We start from the raw sequence: 14,322 nt of genomic DNA, 5'->3' as shown, positions 1-14,322 counted from the left end.
TTCACTTCCTCAGTCTTGTTCGTATGGCTTAGATGCTGATTACACAATCGCTTTGAGCAATGACTTGCCCCAAGTCATCTGCATTTAGAAAGTCCAGGGCGTTTGACATTTCTTTAACAGTGGTCTCCGGTGTAATATCTGACAATTCCAAGAGTTCCACTTGCTCTGCATTTTCCTGAGTTTCTGCGACAGGCTCTGTCATCAAGACTAAGCGCACATCGTTGCCACAAATGGTTAAACCAGCAGCAACGCGCATCGCTTCAGTATGATCGCGTCGCCCCATGACAAGAATACTTTTGCTACTCACTTTCTTGCTCCCTACAAACTCACGACTTTGCTGGCCTCAGCCATCAAAGTGCTGTTAGTGGTTTGGCTTCCTTTCTCCACCGGACATTTATGGTCTGGATTATATAAGTCCCACGACCGTTCACACACGGCGATGCGTGATGCACTTTCACTGGCTGCGATAAAGTCCGGATTGTCGAGCGCCAATACGCCATCATTGGTCAGGAAACATGCCCATGAAGCACCTGCGCGCGTTAAAGCCACGCCTAAGGGTAATGCAATTTTTACCGATTCAGGTGTTGTCAGGTGCAGTAAGACGTCCATGATATTTCCTTTTAGTTTTTTGTGTAACGCATGGGTGCGGTGAAAACAGCCTCACGGCTGAAGCTGCGGGACGTGCCAGAAGGTGCATCCGCCGTGGATCGAAAAGGATGGGCAAATACTTGGACCCTGTTTTGCCCTGCTTGATGCAAAAGTGCCCCGACAAAGAAAGCTTCATCACCAGTGCTGCCGATGACCAAGAGAGATTCCTCTCCACTTAAACCCACCGTACCGAGTAGCCAGCGTAAGGCATGGAAGTTTATGGTGTTCCCTGCGGGATCTCTAAAGTGGTCGAGCGGCAGACACCGTGCCCGGGGGAGAGAGCCCGTCGAACAAGCATCCATATCTCGAATATCTAAAACGTTTTTCATGTTGTCATCGGTGAGATTAAAGACGACATTCACGTCTTCAGAGCCATGCGCTTGAGAAAGCGAAGCCGAAACAAGGCATGCTGTGCAAATAAATCTAAAGACGGACGAGACTGCAGGCATCGCTCTCAACATCCCCCAAAGCGAATTTCAGGAGCGGATGCTCCTTCTTCAACAGGTGGAGACTCAACATAAAAAGCCATCAACTCTTCGACCGTAAGCTTGCCAAAGCCATTCCCGACATCGACACTTCCCATTTCATGTGCAGGACGTGGGGTGTTCGCCGCTTCCAAAGACTGGACATCCATGGACACGTATGGGAAGGCTACAATCGCAATCAACAAAGAAACGACAAGTGAGCCGACACAAAAAAGAAAGCTGTTTCTATCCATAATGAGATCCTTATTGTTCACGTCACAAAGTGTTCTTGAGAAGGCTGATATACATGACGCCAAACGCAAGGATGGCTGTAACAAGTTGAACGATAGTTTCAAAATCCATTTCTCAAGTACTCCTTAATCTCCACGATAATGACGGATCAGTGTGCCAATGCTGATAGCATCACCAGTTTCAGGATGTTCGACCAAGGAAGTGAAATGCGGCACGCCGTCACGGTCCGAACGTAGGCTTTGCGGAGGTGCGATTAACATCGCAGCAACTGCACCAATCGAAACGGCAAATGCAGCCCCGGCATATATGCTCATGATAAGTTTCGACATTCGAATACTCCTTGGTCTTAATCCTTTTGGATGTAGACTTTCCAACAACGTGCGTCTTTGATGGTTTCTAAGTGCGTTGAATCCAGCTCATCACACATCGGCGGCAGGGCTTCCATGGATGACGGATTATCGACCAAGACTTCAATGATCTGCCCAACACTAATTTCACCAACAGTTTTTTTGGTCATCAATTGGGGGCGCGGGCAACTGTCCCCGATACAATCAACAACTCTTTCGACGGTGTATGTGATGCCATCAGACAGCGTGACGGAATGCGTAGAACTTGCTTCTTCAACTTTTTGTTTTTTACTAAACAAACCCATAACAAATTTCTCCTTCTGAACTTCGTTCTGATTGTTATTCTGTGGATGCGCTGCTTGTGGCCGTAACGGACGAGTGCTTCTGATTTGCTTTTGCAACCTCTTTGTGATGACCAGCTTGTATGGCTTCTTTACGTAAGATTGCGCGATAGATGACGGCTAAAACACCCATTTGGATTAAGCCGAAAAAAATTGCTGGGATGCCAAATTTTTCCTGCAATGTTGCCGCGTTTGCATACCCTAATTGCAAAGCTTCCAGGTTAGGTTCACCCGTCATACTAGATGGAGCAGGAGGCCAATAGTTTACTGACCATACAAGCGAGAATAAAAACATCCCAATGAAGGTAAAGATCAAGGCCCAGACAGCTCCAAAGTTGCCTTCACCCGCTTTAACCCACGTAGATACGGTGCATGCTCCGGCGAGCACCATGCCAACGCCAAAGATGAACAAACCTGCAAAGGTGTTAAAGCCAACGTCGAAATGCATGGTCTTGCCCTCACCAAAGGTGATGAACAAGGTGAAACCAAATGTCAGCATGATCATTGCCATCAGCAATGCTTTAGTATTGCGGTATGTGCTGAACAACATTGCATCGCGCAAGGCAGCCGTGTTGCAGAACCGGGAACGTTGAACCAGCAAGCCAACACATGTACCAAAGATAAACGCGACGATACACTCACCAATGACCGACATACCTTAACCCTCCAACACTTTTTTATAAATTTTTGAACCAACCCAAGCTCCCGCGACGATGCCGCTAATTGCGAGATAGCCACCGAGATTCATTTCAGGGGTTAAGCCAAAGAAAGTTGAGACGTTACATACAAATGCTAAGCGGATACCAATTCCCATGAGCAATCCGCCAATTGTGATCATGACCCACTCCGACACACGCCGCGGGAAGCGTACATAAAACTCATTGCTTAACTTTGCGCCAATAAACGCTCCAAACAGCATTCCGAGGCTGATATAGATTTTCCAGTAGCCTGCATCAGGTTCAAACACCAAATTCCAAAACGGAAGACGTTTCAATTCGTCCCCCATAAAAACTTCGGCGATCAATCCCGTCATCATGGTTTCGCCACCACCAACGGTCCAGGCACCCAACAGAAGGAATAAAAAGATATCGAGCACAGCAATCGCCATCAGAGCGATGATGGGATCAAGTGTCTTATTAAAAAAATCCATGAACTGTATCCTCCCCGATACATTACTGTTGTTTTTGGCGGTTTCCGCTTTGTTGGATACAGTCTATGATAATGGGGATTTGAACTGGTGGTAATTATTGGAAACTACAAAAAAATCATGCCATCTTCGTCGCAAATCAGGCCCGTTCCGCCTGAAAAAAAACAAAAAACACAACAACAATCGAGGTTTATTGGAATGTCCATCTTTATCGAAATCGAACCAGAAAATTTTCTAGGGCATATGTTTAATGCCTGTTCGACGGATCAAGTCAGCGAGTTCATTCCAGAAAAGCGCGGGTTTCGCATCCATGGTCACAGCACCACGGTTCGTCTTGAAAAAGTTTTTTGGACTGTTCTAGAAGATATGGCTGATAAGATGAAGCTAACGCTTCCACAGCTGATCACGCGCATTCATGATCAATGCTTAGTTGCCAACGATAAGAATATTTCTTCGTGCCTTCGTGTCATCTGTATGAAGTACATGAATATATATGCATGAATATTCTTTTTGCTCTTGTTGGATTATATAGCAGCTTCTAACGAAGCTCTGTTTTCAATATATCCCACCACTATCACTGCATTTCTTATTACGCCCTTCGCAAACAGCAAGAGAATATCAGTCACAACAGCAGATTATTTCTCCGTTATGAAATGAGCTTAATATGTCCCTTGAACGCTGACGTTAGATACTGCAACTTGCAGCCAACATACGAGATACGGTTTTCCAGAAATCAGCGCCGAACCTTATTTGTTCGGGGCAAGGCGGATTAACCTGTGTTCACACGATTTAGGGGCAGGCTTATCAGCCACGATATTGCCACGAAAATAGCAGAGACGACCAGGCACATCTCCATCCCACCCCATTGATAAGCGAGACCAGACAACACTGTGCCAATTAATCTTCCACCTGCATTTGCCATGTAATAAAATCCGACGTCGAGCGCCACATGATCGGATTGAGAATACGCCAACACCAAATATGAATGGACGGCCGAGTTGACGGCAAACACAAAGCCAAATACCACAAGTCCGAACACCACGGCTAAGCCCGGTTCCACATCCGCCATCACCGCACCTGCTATAGCTACTGTGACGATCAACAAAATTAAAATCCAACGTCGGCTGAGCGCACCGTCTGGGGCATGGGCGGATTTCTTCAACACCTTGGGCGCGCCCGCTTGGACGAAACCGTAGACGATTACCCATGCAGCCATATAGCCGCCCACTTCCGCATGCCCCCAATCCAGTGTGGCAGCGAGGAACAATGGCAAACCGACCACAAACCAGATGTCCCGAGACCCAAACAGGAATAAGCGTGCGGCTGACAGGTAATTCATATTGCGGCTTTTGGATAATATCTGCGAGAACTTCACTTTGCTTTTGGCTTGTCCGATCTGGCCGGGTAACAACAGTACGGAAGCCAGAAGAACCAAAGCCAATCCGCCTGCCATGGCATAGAGTGCACCGGCAAATCCAAACGCCGTCAACAGAACGCCGCCTAAGAAAAAGCCTATACCCTTGAGCGCATTCTTTGACCCAGTCAGCACGGCAACCCATTTAAACAGAGCACCGTGTTCCCCCTCCGGCACTAGCAGTTTTACTGCGCTTTTGGAACTCATCTTGGTCAGGTCTTTGGCTATACCTGATAACGCCTGCGCTCCCATCACGAACACCACACCAGACCACACCGGCCAATCGGAATTGAACTGCGCCAACGCGGATAACGCCACCACCTGCAGCGTCAATCCCGCAAACAGCGTGATCTTCAACCCCATGCGTGATGCGATCCAGCCGCCAACCAAGTTGGTGACAATGCCGAAGAATTCATAAAACAGAAACAGAAGCGCGATTTCAATCGGGCTATAACCCATTGTGTGGAAATGCAATAGCACCAACATGCGCAATGCGCCATCGGTCAGCGTGAAGCCCCAATAGGCCGTTGTCACCAGGGCGTAGTTGCGAATGTCGGTGCTCATCATGCTGGGCCCTTACAGTGACGCCGCGACTTTCGCCGCCAGATCGACCATGCGGTTCACGTAACCCCATTCATTGTCATACCACGCCAAAACCTTCAATTGCCTGCCGTCCACGACCATAGTTGAAGGGCCGTCAACTATCGAAGAGCGCGGATCATTGGTGTAGTCGGTCGACACCAACGGACGGTCCTCTAGGCCCAAGATGCCCTTTAATTCACCTTGGGCGGCGTCGCGGAACAACTGGTTAACTTCTTCCACAGTGACTTTACGTTTTAGTTCGAACACGCAATCGGTGAGCGACGCATTTAACAACGGCACACGCACTGCATGGCCGTTCAACTTACCCTTCAGTTCTGGATAAATCATGGTGATGGCGGTGGCCGAACCGGTGGTGGTCGGTACCAAGTTCACTAGGCTGGATCGTGCGCGGCGCATGTCCTTGTGCGGGAAATCGACAACCACTTGTGTGTTAGTGACATCGTGAATAGTGGTGATGGCACCATGTTCGATTCCGATTTTTTCATGCACAACTTTGACCACCGGGGCCAAGCAGTTGGTGGTACAGCTAGCAGCCGTTAATAAATCATGTTTGACGGGATCGTACAGATCGTCGTTAACACCGTAGACGACATTCAACGCCTCGTCCTTCACAGGAGCAGCGACTATGACCTTTTTTACCCCGTGATCGAAATAGCTTTGCAGTTGGGAGGGTTTGCGAAACTTTCCCGTGCATTCCAGCACGATGTCGCAATCGCCCCAATCACCGTCACCTATATCCTGTATGGACGTATGTTCAATGGACCTTCTGTCAATGACTACAGTTTCGCCATTAGCAGTTGCTTCCCTATCCCATTTGCCGTGCACACTGTCGAATGTTACTAGATGGGCAGAACCAGCCGCATCAGTGTTCAGTTCGTTGATACGAGACCATTCCAGATTTTCACGTTCCCAACCTGCACGCAGGGCCAAGCGTCCCATGCGGCCAAATCCATTGATGCCGATCTTAATAGTCATATCTGTCTCCTATTGTGAGCCTTTCAAAATTTTCAGACTGTGGGAGGAGGTTAAACAGATATTTTGACATTTCAATGAATATTGAAGTATCTTCGTAAGTCTAGCTCCTTTTTTTTATGCAACATGTTCGAATGAGGTCTTTTGCTGATGAGCCTTTCCCTATTTCAAGCTACCCAAATCCTTTCTGGTTTGGCCAGTGAAATGCGTCTTGAAGTTTTTCGGGCGCTTGTGGCACAAGGCGGTATGTCAGCGGGTGAGTTAGCCGCGCAAGTAAAAGTTGGACCTTCAACACTCTCCTTTCACCTAAAAGACCTGCGTCATGCTGGTCTGGTCACGAGCCGTAAGCAGGGGCGCCAGGTCATCTATTCGGCAAACTTTGACAATCTCAACCAACTGCTGGGCTTCCTAGTCGACGATTGTTGCGGTGGACGACCAGAGTTATGTATCCGCAAGGTTGAGCCAGAAACAAAATGTTGTGATCAGTCAGCCTAGGGATAAGCATGGGAGCTAAGAATATGTCTTCTGCCAAGAGCAAAGAATCCTTGGGGATTTTTGGACGCTATCTAACCGTCTGGGTTGGCTTGTGCATAATTGTTGGCGTTGCGTTGGGCTCATTCTTTCCTTCACCTTTTCAAATGATTGGAAACCTTGAGATAGCACAGGTTAATCTGCCCGTTGCAGTTCTCATTTGGTTGATGATTATCCCGATGCTGTTGAAGATCGACTTTGGCGCATTGCACCGTGTGCGGGAACATTGGCGCGGAATCAGTGTAACCTTGTTCGTAAACTGGGCCGTAAAGCCATTCTCAATGGCACTTCTTGCCTGGTTGTTCATTCGCCATTTTTTTGCGCCATATCTGCCGGCGGAGCAGATTGATTCCTACATCGCCGGTTTAATTATACTTGCCGCTGCACCTTGTACGGCCATGGTGTTTGTGTGGAGTAACTTGAGCGATGGCGAACCACATTTCACGCTGTCCCAGGTTGCGCTAAATGACGTCATAATGATTTTTGCCTTCGCACCAATTGTCGGCCTCCTTCTTGGCTTGTCGGCTATAACGGTGCCGTGGGACACACTGTTTCTGTCTGTCTTGATTTATATCGTGGTGCCGGTTGCCGCTGCACAAATCCTTCGGCTGAGATTGCTGCGGTCCGGAGGGGAGAAACGTCTCCAAAACGTTATTCAGAAGATGGATCCAGTTTCCATAATTGCACTTCTTGTCACTTTGGTTTTGTTGTTCGGCTTTCAGGGCGGTCAAATCATCGAACAGCCTTTGATCATTGCGATACTAGCCGTTCCGATTCTGATTCAGGTCTACTTCAATTCCGGCTTGGCATATATTCTGAATAGAACGGTTGGCGAAGATCATTCAGTTGCGGCACCTTCAGCGCTCATTGGTGCCAGTAATTTTTTTGAGTTGGCAGTTGCCGCGGCCATAAGTCTATTTGGGTTTGATAGTGGCGCTGCCCTTGCGACAGTGGTTGGGGTGTTGGTGGAAGTGCCAGTGATGTTGTCCGTTGTCACAATCGTTAACAGAACCCGTGGATGGTACGAACGCGTGCCAGTGAAGACATAAACCAAAAAAATACCTGGGGAGGATATAGAATGCGTGGTTTGCCAAAGCTTGATTTATTGATGAAGGGCATTGCTCTGTTTGCATTGCTCGTTGTTACGGTGTGGGGTGGTCCAGCTAAAGCAGAAGGTGCTGATTTTCTGGTTGATACAGAATGGCTGGAAGAACACATTGATGATCAAAACTTGATTGCGTTGGAAGTGCGCTACTATCCGCACAGATATTATACTGTTGGTCATATTCCGGGTTCAGTTCAAGTTCAGCGGTTCAAAGACCTCGGAGATAATGATGGTCAATCCATCATGTTTTTTCCGGATAAATCAGCCTTCGAAAATACACTGCGGGATTGGGGCGTGAATAACGATTCAACCCTTGTCCTGTATGATGATTCACGCACAGCCCTTGCATCACGCTTATACTTTTTGTTGGAATACTACGGGTACGATATGTCCCGCGTGAAGCTTTTGGATGGCGGCACGGTCGCGTGGCAAGGCTTTAACGATCTTGAGAAAGACAAGGCAGAGCGGACGCGCGGAAATGTCACGCTGAAGGATGCAAACGCTAAACTGTCCGTTGAATGGATGGATGTTTACGACCGCGTCGTCTCTCAACGGGACTCTGGTGTTGTCCTCTTGGATGCGCGTCCGCAGAGCCATTACAGTGGCGAAGAAGTGGTGCATGCCGTGCGCGGCGGTCACATCCCAGGAGCCATCAACATCGTCAGTTTGGCGGGTACACACGGCGAAGATCAAACATGGTATACCTTGGATGAATTGGCGGAGATGTATGCATCTATTGCCAAAGACAAAACCGTGATTGTGTATTGCCATGATGGGTTTAGGATGAGCTTGGCGTACATGCAACTCAAAGCACTGGGCTATAAGGACGTACGTCTATACAATGGCGGCTGGGGACATTGGGGGAATGAGTTGTCCCTGCCCGTCGTCGAAGGCGCAGAACCGTTCGACGACGTATTCAAATTATAAAGTAGGCACAGACTGTGAACGACACATAATCTGTTGCAGTGCATTTCACATCTCTACTGCGTGGAATCATTTCTTTGAATCTGATGCATTTGAGTTTTGTGGCAAAGCACAAAATCAAGTTGGGGCACAAAACGATCTCAACCAAATCAAAGGGCAAACTAGGGGAGGTTGCATATGTCGATAAATGGTCAACAAGGACCGCTGAACAGATTAAGCCGTAGGCAATGCCTAACGGGCGGGGCGGCATTTGCTGCTACAGCTATGATGGGCGGTCCCTCGGTGCTTGCGCATCATCCGTATAAATTTGGTCTGACGCCAGTCTTTCTGGACTCCAATCTGGAAATCATGGCCGCTATGACAAAATATTTTACGGGAAAGTTGCAGCATCCAGTCACGCCGGTGATGCGAAGAACATATCAAGAGATCACATCGTTGTTGCTCTCGGGCGGCCTACAAGCTGCCTGGATATGTGGGTTCCCGTATGTGCAATATCGGGAACGTCTCAAGTTGCTGGCTATGCCGCTCTATAAAGGTGAGCCGCTGTATCAGTCCTACTTGATCGTCAATAAAAACAATCCTGCTGCATATATTGAGGACTTGGCTGATCAGGTTCACGCCTTTTCAGACCCAAACAGCAATTCTGGCTATCTGGTGACGTTGCATTTGTTGGCTCAAAAAAAGAAAAATCCAAGTGATTTTTTCTCTCAATCTATCTTCACGTATAGCCATCGGAATGTGATACGGGCTGTGTCATCCGGTCTTGCGCAGAGCGGCAGCGTCGATGGGTACGTGTGGGATGTCGTGGCCAAGTATGAACCGGAACTGGTCGCAGGTACGCGCGTAATTCGAAAGTCAGAGCCGCTTGGGTTTCCCCCAATCGCCTGCAGTGTGGATAGTATGGACGACAATATGGCAGATGAGTTGGCAGAGGCTTTGTTCCTCATGTCGAGTGATGCATTGGGGCGAGAAGTCCTGAACACACTGCATCTGGATGGTTTTGTGCCAGGTGATTCTCAAAACTACGATGCCATCGCAGACAAGATGGATGCGGTCAGGGATTATTTATGAAACGGAAGGATTTATCACCTGCAGCATGGCCAATGGTCGTCAAGGCTCCTTTGTTTGTGGCGCTCTTGATGAGCCTGATGTCTATGGTGGTTGCATACCTGATCTATGACCGCATGACTGCGTCACAACAGACGACACTGAACCAATTGGCAGAGATGTATTTGGACGGTGTGTCGACGGCTTTAATTCCTCATGTCATTCGTCATGATACATGGGAAACTTATGACGTTCTTGACCGAGCACAGTATCAGTATGCTGCTGTGAAATCCGTATATTCAGTCGTTGCCTTAACAAACGGAAGTGTTTTGGCATCTTCCGATCCGTCACGTTTCCCCGTTGCCAGCGGGTTGCCAACGAGTTTGAGAAAGCCGTTTTCTGATAACCATAAATTACACATTAATGAAGACCTGGGCGTTGCCTGGGTTTGGAGACCACTTGAAGAAGCCGATCAACCCGTCGGAGATTTGTTTGCCGCACTGAATATTTCTCACATCCTTGCGGAACGGCGACAAGTACTGTTTACGCTGTTGTCTGGCGCATTGTTTTTGACGATGACCTTTGTGTTACTTGGCTACATTTCCATACTACGCATGGTCCAGCCTATCAGCTTGCTCAGTCGTTTTGTTGAAGGTGTACGTCACGGGGAAGACGTACCGCTTCCCCCAAACATGATCAATAACAAGACAGAATTTGGACTGCTTTTTAAACGTTTCGATGCGATGAGATCGGCTATTCAAGAACGATCGAAATTGGCCGAACGTTTGGCTGAAGAGGAGAAACTGGCTTTGATTGGAAAGCTTTCTTCCTCCATGGCACATGAAGTGAACAATCCGCTTGGCGGAATGCGCAATGCCATCGACACGATCCGCAAACACGGCGCGGAGGAGAAGACGAGAAATAGATCTCTTGATCTGTTGAGCCGTGGCCTGGATGGAATTGCAAATGTGACGCGGGCAACTTTGGTGACGTACAAAGGAGGGAGCGAGCCAAAAATTCTTAGATTGCGCGATATGGAAGACCTTCAATTCTTGATTCAACATATCGTAAATAAGAAAAACTTGAACCTTGTTTGGTCAAACACTTTACCGCAACAGGTTTCTGTGGATGGAACCTCTCTTCGCCAAATAGCACTGAACCTGTTGTTGAATGCATGTGAAGCTTCACCAGATGGTGGGGAAGTGTCATTTGATGCCAAATGCAATGAAACGGAAGTGAGAATCCTGGTGCTGGATCAGGGGGCGGGCATTCCTGATGCTGTTAAAGAACAACTTACTCGTCCGTCCATTTCAGGGGTACCAGAAGTCACTTTGGGGTTAGGGGCCTGGACAGTTGGAATGCTCACCAAACGAATGGGCGGCGAGATCAATGTTGAAAGAAGGCCTGATAAAGGGTCTGTTGTGACAGTGCGTGTGCCTGTCATGGGGAGATTAAACGAACATGCAAACTAATCCGGCGACCAAAAGAAAAGTTGTCATAATTGAGGACGACCCAATTATGGGCGAGTCCTTACTGCAACGCCTCGAGCTAGAAGGTTTTGATGTGCAGTGGCATGAGTCCGGTGAGGATGGCCTTAAAGGTCTTTCTGAATCATCGCCAGACATGATCATATGTGACATTCGATTGCCTGACATGAATGGTGAGGAGGTCTTCCATGCAGCGATGCCGTCTATCGGCACGACTCCCATCATGTTCATAACGGGCTTTGCAAATATTGATCAAGCCGTGCGTTTAGTGCGTTCTGGCGCTGGTGATTACATTACAAAGCCTTTTGAGATGGACGACTTTCTTGAACGTATGGAAGGTCTCCTGCAACACAAATGCAGCGGTCATGGCGACGGTGTCTTAGGGGTGTCTCCGGCAATGTGCTACATCGAAAGAATATTGCGCCGTGCCTCGGCCGTGGAAAGTACCGTTATGTTGACGGGTGAAAGTGGTGTTGGTAAGGAAGTTGCCGCACGATTTCTTCATGAGGTGTCCCCTCGAGTGGATAAACCTTTTGTCGAAGTGAACTGCGCAGCTATTCCCCTCAACTTACTTGAGTCTCAAATTTTTGGCCACGAAAAAGGCGCTTTCACTGATGCCAAGGAACGTCACGAGGGATTTGCCGAGCGTGCGCAAGACGGAACACTATTTCTAGATGAGATCGGTGAACTGCCATTTGATATGCAGGCCAAGCTGCTGCGTCTCCTTCAGGAAAGGACATATATGCGTGTTGGGGGGAAGGAGACACTGCCGTTTAAAGCGCGTGTAATATCTGCAACCAACGTTGACCTCCAGGAACGTGTGGTGGCGGGCGAGTTCCGCGAAGACTTGTTCTATCGCATCAACGTTATACCGATTGAAATTCCACCCCTTCGAGAGCGGCCCGAGGATATTCTTCCATTGATGAATAAGTTTATGATGGAATTTGCCCAGTCATTTGACAGCCCCGTTAGAGGGATATCTGCCATTGCGCAAGAGCAAGCCATGACCCATGAATGGCCGGGAAACATACGTGAATTGAGAAATAGAGTTGAACGGGCTGTGGTGCTTGCAGATGGAACTTGGCTCAATCATTCAGATCTGTTTGCTGACTTTCTCTTGGAAGATAAGACCCTTGATGAGGTTTCTGGCGTTGCTTCACTATCTGAGGCGCGTCAGGCGTTCGAGCGCCGACATATTCTAAACGCCTTGGCTTTTACGCAGGGGCATATCTCCCAGGCAGCCGAATTGCTGGGGGTGTCGCGTACGACATTGTGGGAAAAGATGCGGAAATACGATCTCGCTACGGATCAGTACATTCGAGAGACATAAAACCCGTTCAGTACCCTCTGTGAGAGATTAAACGAAGCAGATCATCTCAATGCATTCTGTCGACGACGTTTGGAACGTGCCTGTGAACTCAAAAGACATATGTGGATTAATTCTGGCAGGAGGAAATGCCCGTCGCATGGGGGGCGGTGCCAAAGGTGCATTTGATCTAGCCGGTCAAAATCTAATTGATCACGTTACCCAACGGATTCAGCCTCAGGTATCACATACCTTAATTATGAGTAATGAACCTGAACCGGAGTACATCCAAACAGGATTACCTATTGTCGCTGATGAGATTAAGCAAGCAGGTCCCCTTGCCGGCATATCAGCGGGTATGAATTACATTCACAAGCTTCATCCGGATTGCCAACGTATGATCGTTGTAACGGTTGATTGTCCTTTTGTACCGCTTGACTTAGTCCAAGTGTTGAATGGCCCGCTGAGTGCTGGTGATGCCGATATTGCCTATGTAGGCGTTATGGGCAGGGCTCATCCCCTGATTAGTCTTTGGAGTATGAATATTAGGAATGATCTAAACGAAGATGTTCGGTCTGGTAAGGCCCGAAAAGTATTCAGTTGGATCAAGAGGCATCATTCGATTTCTGTCGAATGGCAGGCACTTCCCATAGATCCATTCTTCAATATCAATCGTCCAGATGATCTAATGATCGCTGAACATCTCGTTAGGCTCGTGCGTTCCATGCGCTAAGCAGGGGGCTGATCTTCTGTCTCTCTCTTTCTTTCTTTCTTTCTTTCTTTCTTTTTTCATTTCCCTGCACATTAGAGAGCGCTTAGGTCGTAAGAATTTCCTGACGTTTTCTTTTGCCGATGTTTAATGATCGGCACATGGGGGAGTATCTGGTTCTCTGTGGCGTCAGTTGGTTATTGTTGACAACAACGTCTTTACAAACGTTCGCGCGATCCTATTACCAAAGACAGTTTTCATTTTAGGTATATATTTCAAAGTGTTTGTCTCTCGGTTCGGTTTTCCAAGAGATAAAATGATTGCGAGCCATTATGTAAGGATTTGCTCACAGATCCAAATGTAGGTGTGACGCAGCTATTGGCACATGATTTGCTTTGTTTGTTCCGTGCTGGGGAAGTCGGTGTTCTTCTCATGAGAAATGATACAGGTTTCCCACTCGTGTCTTTGACGGTGATTTATCTTTCTGACTTTCTCCCGCACATCGCTGTTTAGAGTCACCTGAGTAATCGGGTAACCACTGAAATGCTATAGCTCCAGTTTCAATCATTAAGTGGTCACAGCTGATGACTGAAATGGTGAATTAGGGTTCAGTGTTTTTCTGCAAACGTCAAAAGACGCGCGCTGTAAAGTCTACTCAGCATTTACCCCAAGCGAGACTGCTAATCACGTTCTCGCGCAAACTTGAAGGAGCCTGGGCATCGGTCACGATGCATTAACCGGTCGCCCGGCTCCTGTTTTTTTAATAAATGATTTATGGAAATAAAATAGGGAATGAAGATGGGGGCTGAATTCAACACTGAAGACAATCCAAGAAGTAGCAGTTCGGATTCAATAATGGTGTTTGACGCAATCCGGTTCACGTCTTAAATGGTTTCATCGTATGTCGGTAACCACGAATTAGGTCAGGGCGAGTAGTCCAACCTGTCGAAGAGGTTTATACAAGATTTTATACAGTTTCCCAAAAGCAAGAGCGCAGCCAACAGTTGAAGCCTGCTGATCCAATT

The 14,322-nt window shown here is 47.8% G+C and carries 17 protein-coding genes and 1 pseudogene; 8 read left to right on the top strand and 10 right to left on the bottom strand.

Annotation, left to right across the window (positions count from 1 at the left end; genetic code table 11):
- Positions 1-28 precede the first annotated feature (28 nt).
- The 8 genes and pseudogenes from V5T82_RS04460 to V5T82_RS04425 all read right to left on the bottom strand — a co-directional run.
- Positions 29-307, bottom strand: a complete 279-nt coding sequence (locus V5T82_RS04460; RefSeq protein ID WP_332894390.1) for a hypothetical protein — start codon at positions 305-307, stop codon at positions 29-31.
- 11 nt (positions 308-318) lie between these two features.
- On the bottom strand, positions 319-609 hold the full coding sequence (locus V5T82_RS04455) for a hypothetical protein (RefSeq protein WP_332894389.1): 291 nt from the start codon (positions 607-609) through the stop codon (positions 319-321).
- A gap of 11 nt (positions 610-620) precedes the next feature.
- Positions 621-1,097 carry a hypothetical protein gene (locus V5T82_RS04450; RefSeq protein WP_332894388.1) on the bottom strand — a complete coding sequence of 159 codons (477 nt, stop codon included), beginning with the start codon at positions 1,095-1,097 and terminating at the stop codon, positions 621-623.
- A 5-nt stretch (positions 1,098-1,102) separates the two neighbouring features.
- Positions 1,103-1,366, bottom strand: a complete 264-nt coding sequence (locus V5T82_RS04445) for a hypothetical protein (RefSeq protein WP_332894387.1) — start codon at positions 1,364-1,366, stop codon at positions 1,103-1,105.
- 123 nt (positions 1,367-1,489) lie between these two features.
- On the bottom strand, positions 1,490-1,693 hold the full coding sequence (locus tag V5T82_RS04440; RefSeq protein WP_332894386.1) for a hypothetical protein: 204 nt from the start codon (positions 1,691-1,693) through the stop codon (positions 1,490-1,492).
- 17 nt (positions 1,694-1,710) lie between these two features.
- Positions 1,711-2,016, bottom strand: coding sequence for a sulfurtransferase TusA family protein (locus V5T82_RS04435; RefSeq protein ID WP_332894385.1), 306 nt, complete (start codon positions 2,014-2,016; stop codon positions 1,711-1,713).
- Between the two features lie 34 nt (positions 2,017-2,050).
- Positions 2,051-2,707 (bottom strand): YeeE/YedE thiosulfate transporter family protein, encoded by a 657-nt coding sequence (locus V5T82_RS04430; RefSeq protein WP_332894384.1) that lies wholly within the window; start codon positions 2,705-2,707, stop codon positions 2,051-2,053.
- A 3-nt stretch (positions 2,708-2,710) separates the two neighbouring features.
- Positions 2,711-3,214, bottom strand: a pseudogene (locus V5T82_RS04425) (YeeE/YedE thiosulfate transporter family protein); the annotation flags it as partial.
- A 75-nt stretch (positions 3,215-3,289) separates the two neighbouring features.
- On the opposite strand from V5T82_RS04425, the gene V5T82_RS04420 reads away from it, so the two are divergent.
- Positions 3,290-3,700: a ribbon-helix-helix domain-containing protein gene (locus tag V5T82_RS04420; RefSeq protein WP_332894383.1), complete on the top strand. Its 411-nt coding sequence runs from the start codon at positions 3,290-3,292 to the stop codon at positions 3,698-3,700.
- A 268-nt stretch (positions 3,701-3,968) separates the two neighbouring features.
- Here the strand turns inward: V5T82_RS04420 and arsJ are convergent, their stop codons facing one another.
- Positions 3,969-5,180 (bottom strand): organoarsenical effux MFS transporter ArsJ, encoded by a 1,212-nt coding sequence (gene arsJ / locus V5T82_RS04415; RefSeq protein ID WP_332894382.1) that lies wholly within the window; start codon positions 5,178-5,180, stop codon positions 3,969-3,971.
- 9 nt (positions 5,181-5,189) lie between these two features.
- Positions 5,190-6,191 (bottom strand): ArsJ-associated glyceraldehyde-3-phosphate dehydrogenase, encoded by a 1,002-nt coding sequence (locus V5T82_RS04410; protein ID WP_332894381.1) that lies wholly within the window; start codon positions 6,189-6,191, stop codon positions 5,190-5,192.
- A 147-nt stretch (positions 6,192-6,338) separates the two neighbouring features.
- On the opposite strand from V5T82_RS04410, the gene V5T82_RS04405 reads away from it, so the two are divergent.
- The 7 genes from V5T82_RS04405 to mobA all read left to right on the top strand — a co-directional run bounded on the left by V5T82_RS04405 (position 6,339) and on the right by mobA (position 13,321).
- The gene (locus tag V5T82_RS04405) at positions 6,339-6,683 is read left to right on the top strand and encodes an ArsR/SmtB family transcription factor (RefSeq protein WP_332894380.1); all 345 of its coding nucleotides are present in this window, start codon (positions 6,339-6,341) and stop codon (positions 6,681-6,683) included.
- A gap of 23 nt (positions 6,684-6,706) precedes the next feature.
- Positions 6,707-7,768 (top strand): ACR3 family arsenite efflux transporter, encoded by a 1,062-nt coding sequence (gene arsB, locus V5T82_RS04400; protein WP_442917232.1) that lies wholly within the window; start codon positions 6,707-6,709, stop codon positions 7,766-7,768.
- A 29-nt stretch (positions 7,769-7,797) separates the two neighbouring features.
- Positions 7,798-8,751 (top strand): sulfurtransferase, encoded by a 954-nt coding sequence (locus tag V5T82_RS04395; RefSeq protein WP_332894379.1) that lies wholly within the window; start codon positions 7,798-7,800, stop codon positions 8,749-8,751.
- Positions 8,752-8,925: 174 nt separating this feature from the next.
- Positions 8,926-9,819 (top strand): substrate-binding domain-containing protein, encoded by an 894-nt coding sequence (locus V5T82_RS04390; RefSeq protein ID WP_332894378.1) that lies wholly within the window; start codon positions 8,926-8,928, stop codon positions 9,817-9,819.
- Positions 9,816-11,267 (top strand): sensor histidine kinase, encoded by a 1,452-nt coding sequence (locus V5T82_RS04385; RefSeq protein WP_332894377.1) that lies wholly within the window; start codon positions 9,816-9,818, stop codon positions 11,265-11,267. Before V5T82_RS04390 ends, V5T82_RS04385 begins: the two co-directional genes overlap by 4 nt.
- Positions 11,257-12,612 (top strand): sigma-54-dependent transcriptional regulator, encoded by a 1,356-nt coding sequence (locus V5T82_RS04380; protein ID WP_332894376.1) that lies wholly within the window; start codon positions 11,257-11,259, stop codon positions 12,610-12,612. Before V5T82_RS04385 ends, V5T82_RS04380 begins: the two co-directional genes overlap by 11 nt.
- 82 nt (positions 12,613-12,694) lie before the next feature.
- On the top strand, positions 12,695-13,321 hold the full coding sequence (mobA, locus tag V5T82_RS04375; RefSeq protein WP_332894375.1) for a molybdenum cofactor guanylyltransferase MobA: 627 nt from the start codon (positions 12,695-12,697) through the stop codon (positions 13,319-13,321).
- The last annotated feature ends 1,001 nt before the right edge of the window (positions 13,322-14,322 follow it).

Source organism: Magnetovibrio sp. PR-2 (assembly GCF_036689815.1).
Classification (GTDB): Bacteria; Pseudomonadota; Alphaproteobacteria; order Rhodospirillales; family Magnetovibrionaceae; genus Magnetovibrio.
This window is presented reverse-complemented; position numbering and strand designations above follow the sequence as displayed.

What these genes read in the sequence shown, in the direction of transcription:
- V5T82_RS04455 (WP_332894389.1), bottom strand. Translation starts at nt 609, where the DNA reads ATGGACGTCTTACTGCACCTGACAACACCTGAATCGGTAAAAATTGCA.
- V5T82_RS04450 (WP_332894388.1), bottom strand. Translation starts at nt 1,097, where the DNA reads ATGCCTGCAGTCTCGTCCGTCTTTAGATTTATTTGCACAGCATGCCTT.
- V5T82_RS04445 (WP_332894387.1), bottom strand. Translation starts at nt 1,366, where the DNA reads ATGGATAGAAACAGCTTTCTTTTTTGTGTCGGCTCACTTGTCGTTTCT.
- V5T82_RS04440 (WP_332894386.1), bottom strand. Translation starts at nt 1,693, where the DNA reads ATGTCGAAACTTATCATGAGCATATATGCCGGGGCTGCATTTGCCGTT.
- V5T82_RS04435 (WP_332894385.1), bottom strand. Translation starts at nt 2,016, where the DNA reads ATGGGTTTGTTTAGTAAAAAACAAAAAGTTGAAGAAGCAAGTTCTACG.
- V5T82_RS04430 (WP_332894384.1), bottom strand. Translation starts at nt 2,707, where the DNA reads ATGTCGGTCATTGGTGAGTGTATCGTCGCGTTTATCTTTGGTACATGT.
- arsJ (WP_332894382.1), bottom strand. Translation starts at nt 5,180, where the DNA reads ATGATGAGCACCGACATTCGCAACTACGCCCTGGTGACAACGGCCTAT.
- V5T82_RS04410 (WP_332894381.1), bottom strand. Translation starts at nt 6,191, where the DNA reads ATGACTATTAAGATCGGCATCAATGGATTTGGCCGCATGGGACGCTTG.
- V5T82_RS04405 (WP_332894380.1), top strand. Translation starts at nt 6,339, where the DNA reads ATGAGCCTTTCCCTATTTCAAGCTACCCAAATCCTTTCTGGTTTGGCC.
- arsB (WP_442917232.1), top strand. Translation starts at nt 6,707, where the DNA reads ATGTCTTCTGCCAAGAGCAAAGAATCCTTGGGGATTTTTGGACGCTAT.
- V5T82_RS04395 (WP_332894379.1), top strand. Translation starts at nt 7,798, where the DNA reads ATGCGTGGTTTGCCAAAGCTTGATTTATTGATGAAGGGCATTGCTCTG.
- V5T82_RS04390 (WP_332894378.1), top strand. Translation starts at nt 8,926, where the DNA reads ATGTCGATAAATGGTCAACAAGGACCGCTGAACAGATTAAGCCGTAGG.
- V5T82_RS04385 (WP_332894377.1), top strand. Translation starts at nt 9,816, where the DNA reads ATGAAACGGAAGGATTTATCACCTGCAGCATGGCCAATGGTCGTCAAG.
- V5T82_RS04380 (WP_332894376.1), top strand. Translation starts at nt 11,257, where the DNA reads ATGCAAACTAATCCGGCGACCAAAAGAAAAGTTGTCATAATTGAGGAC.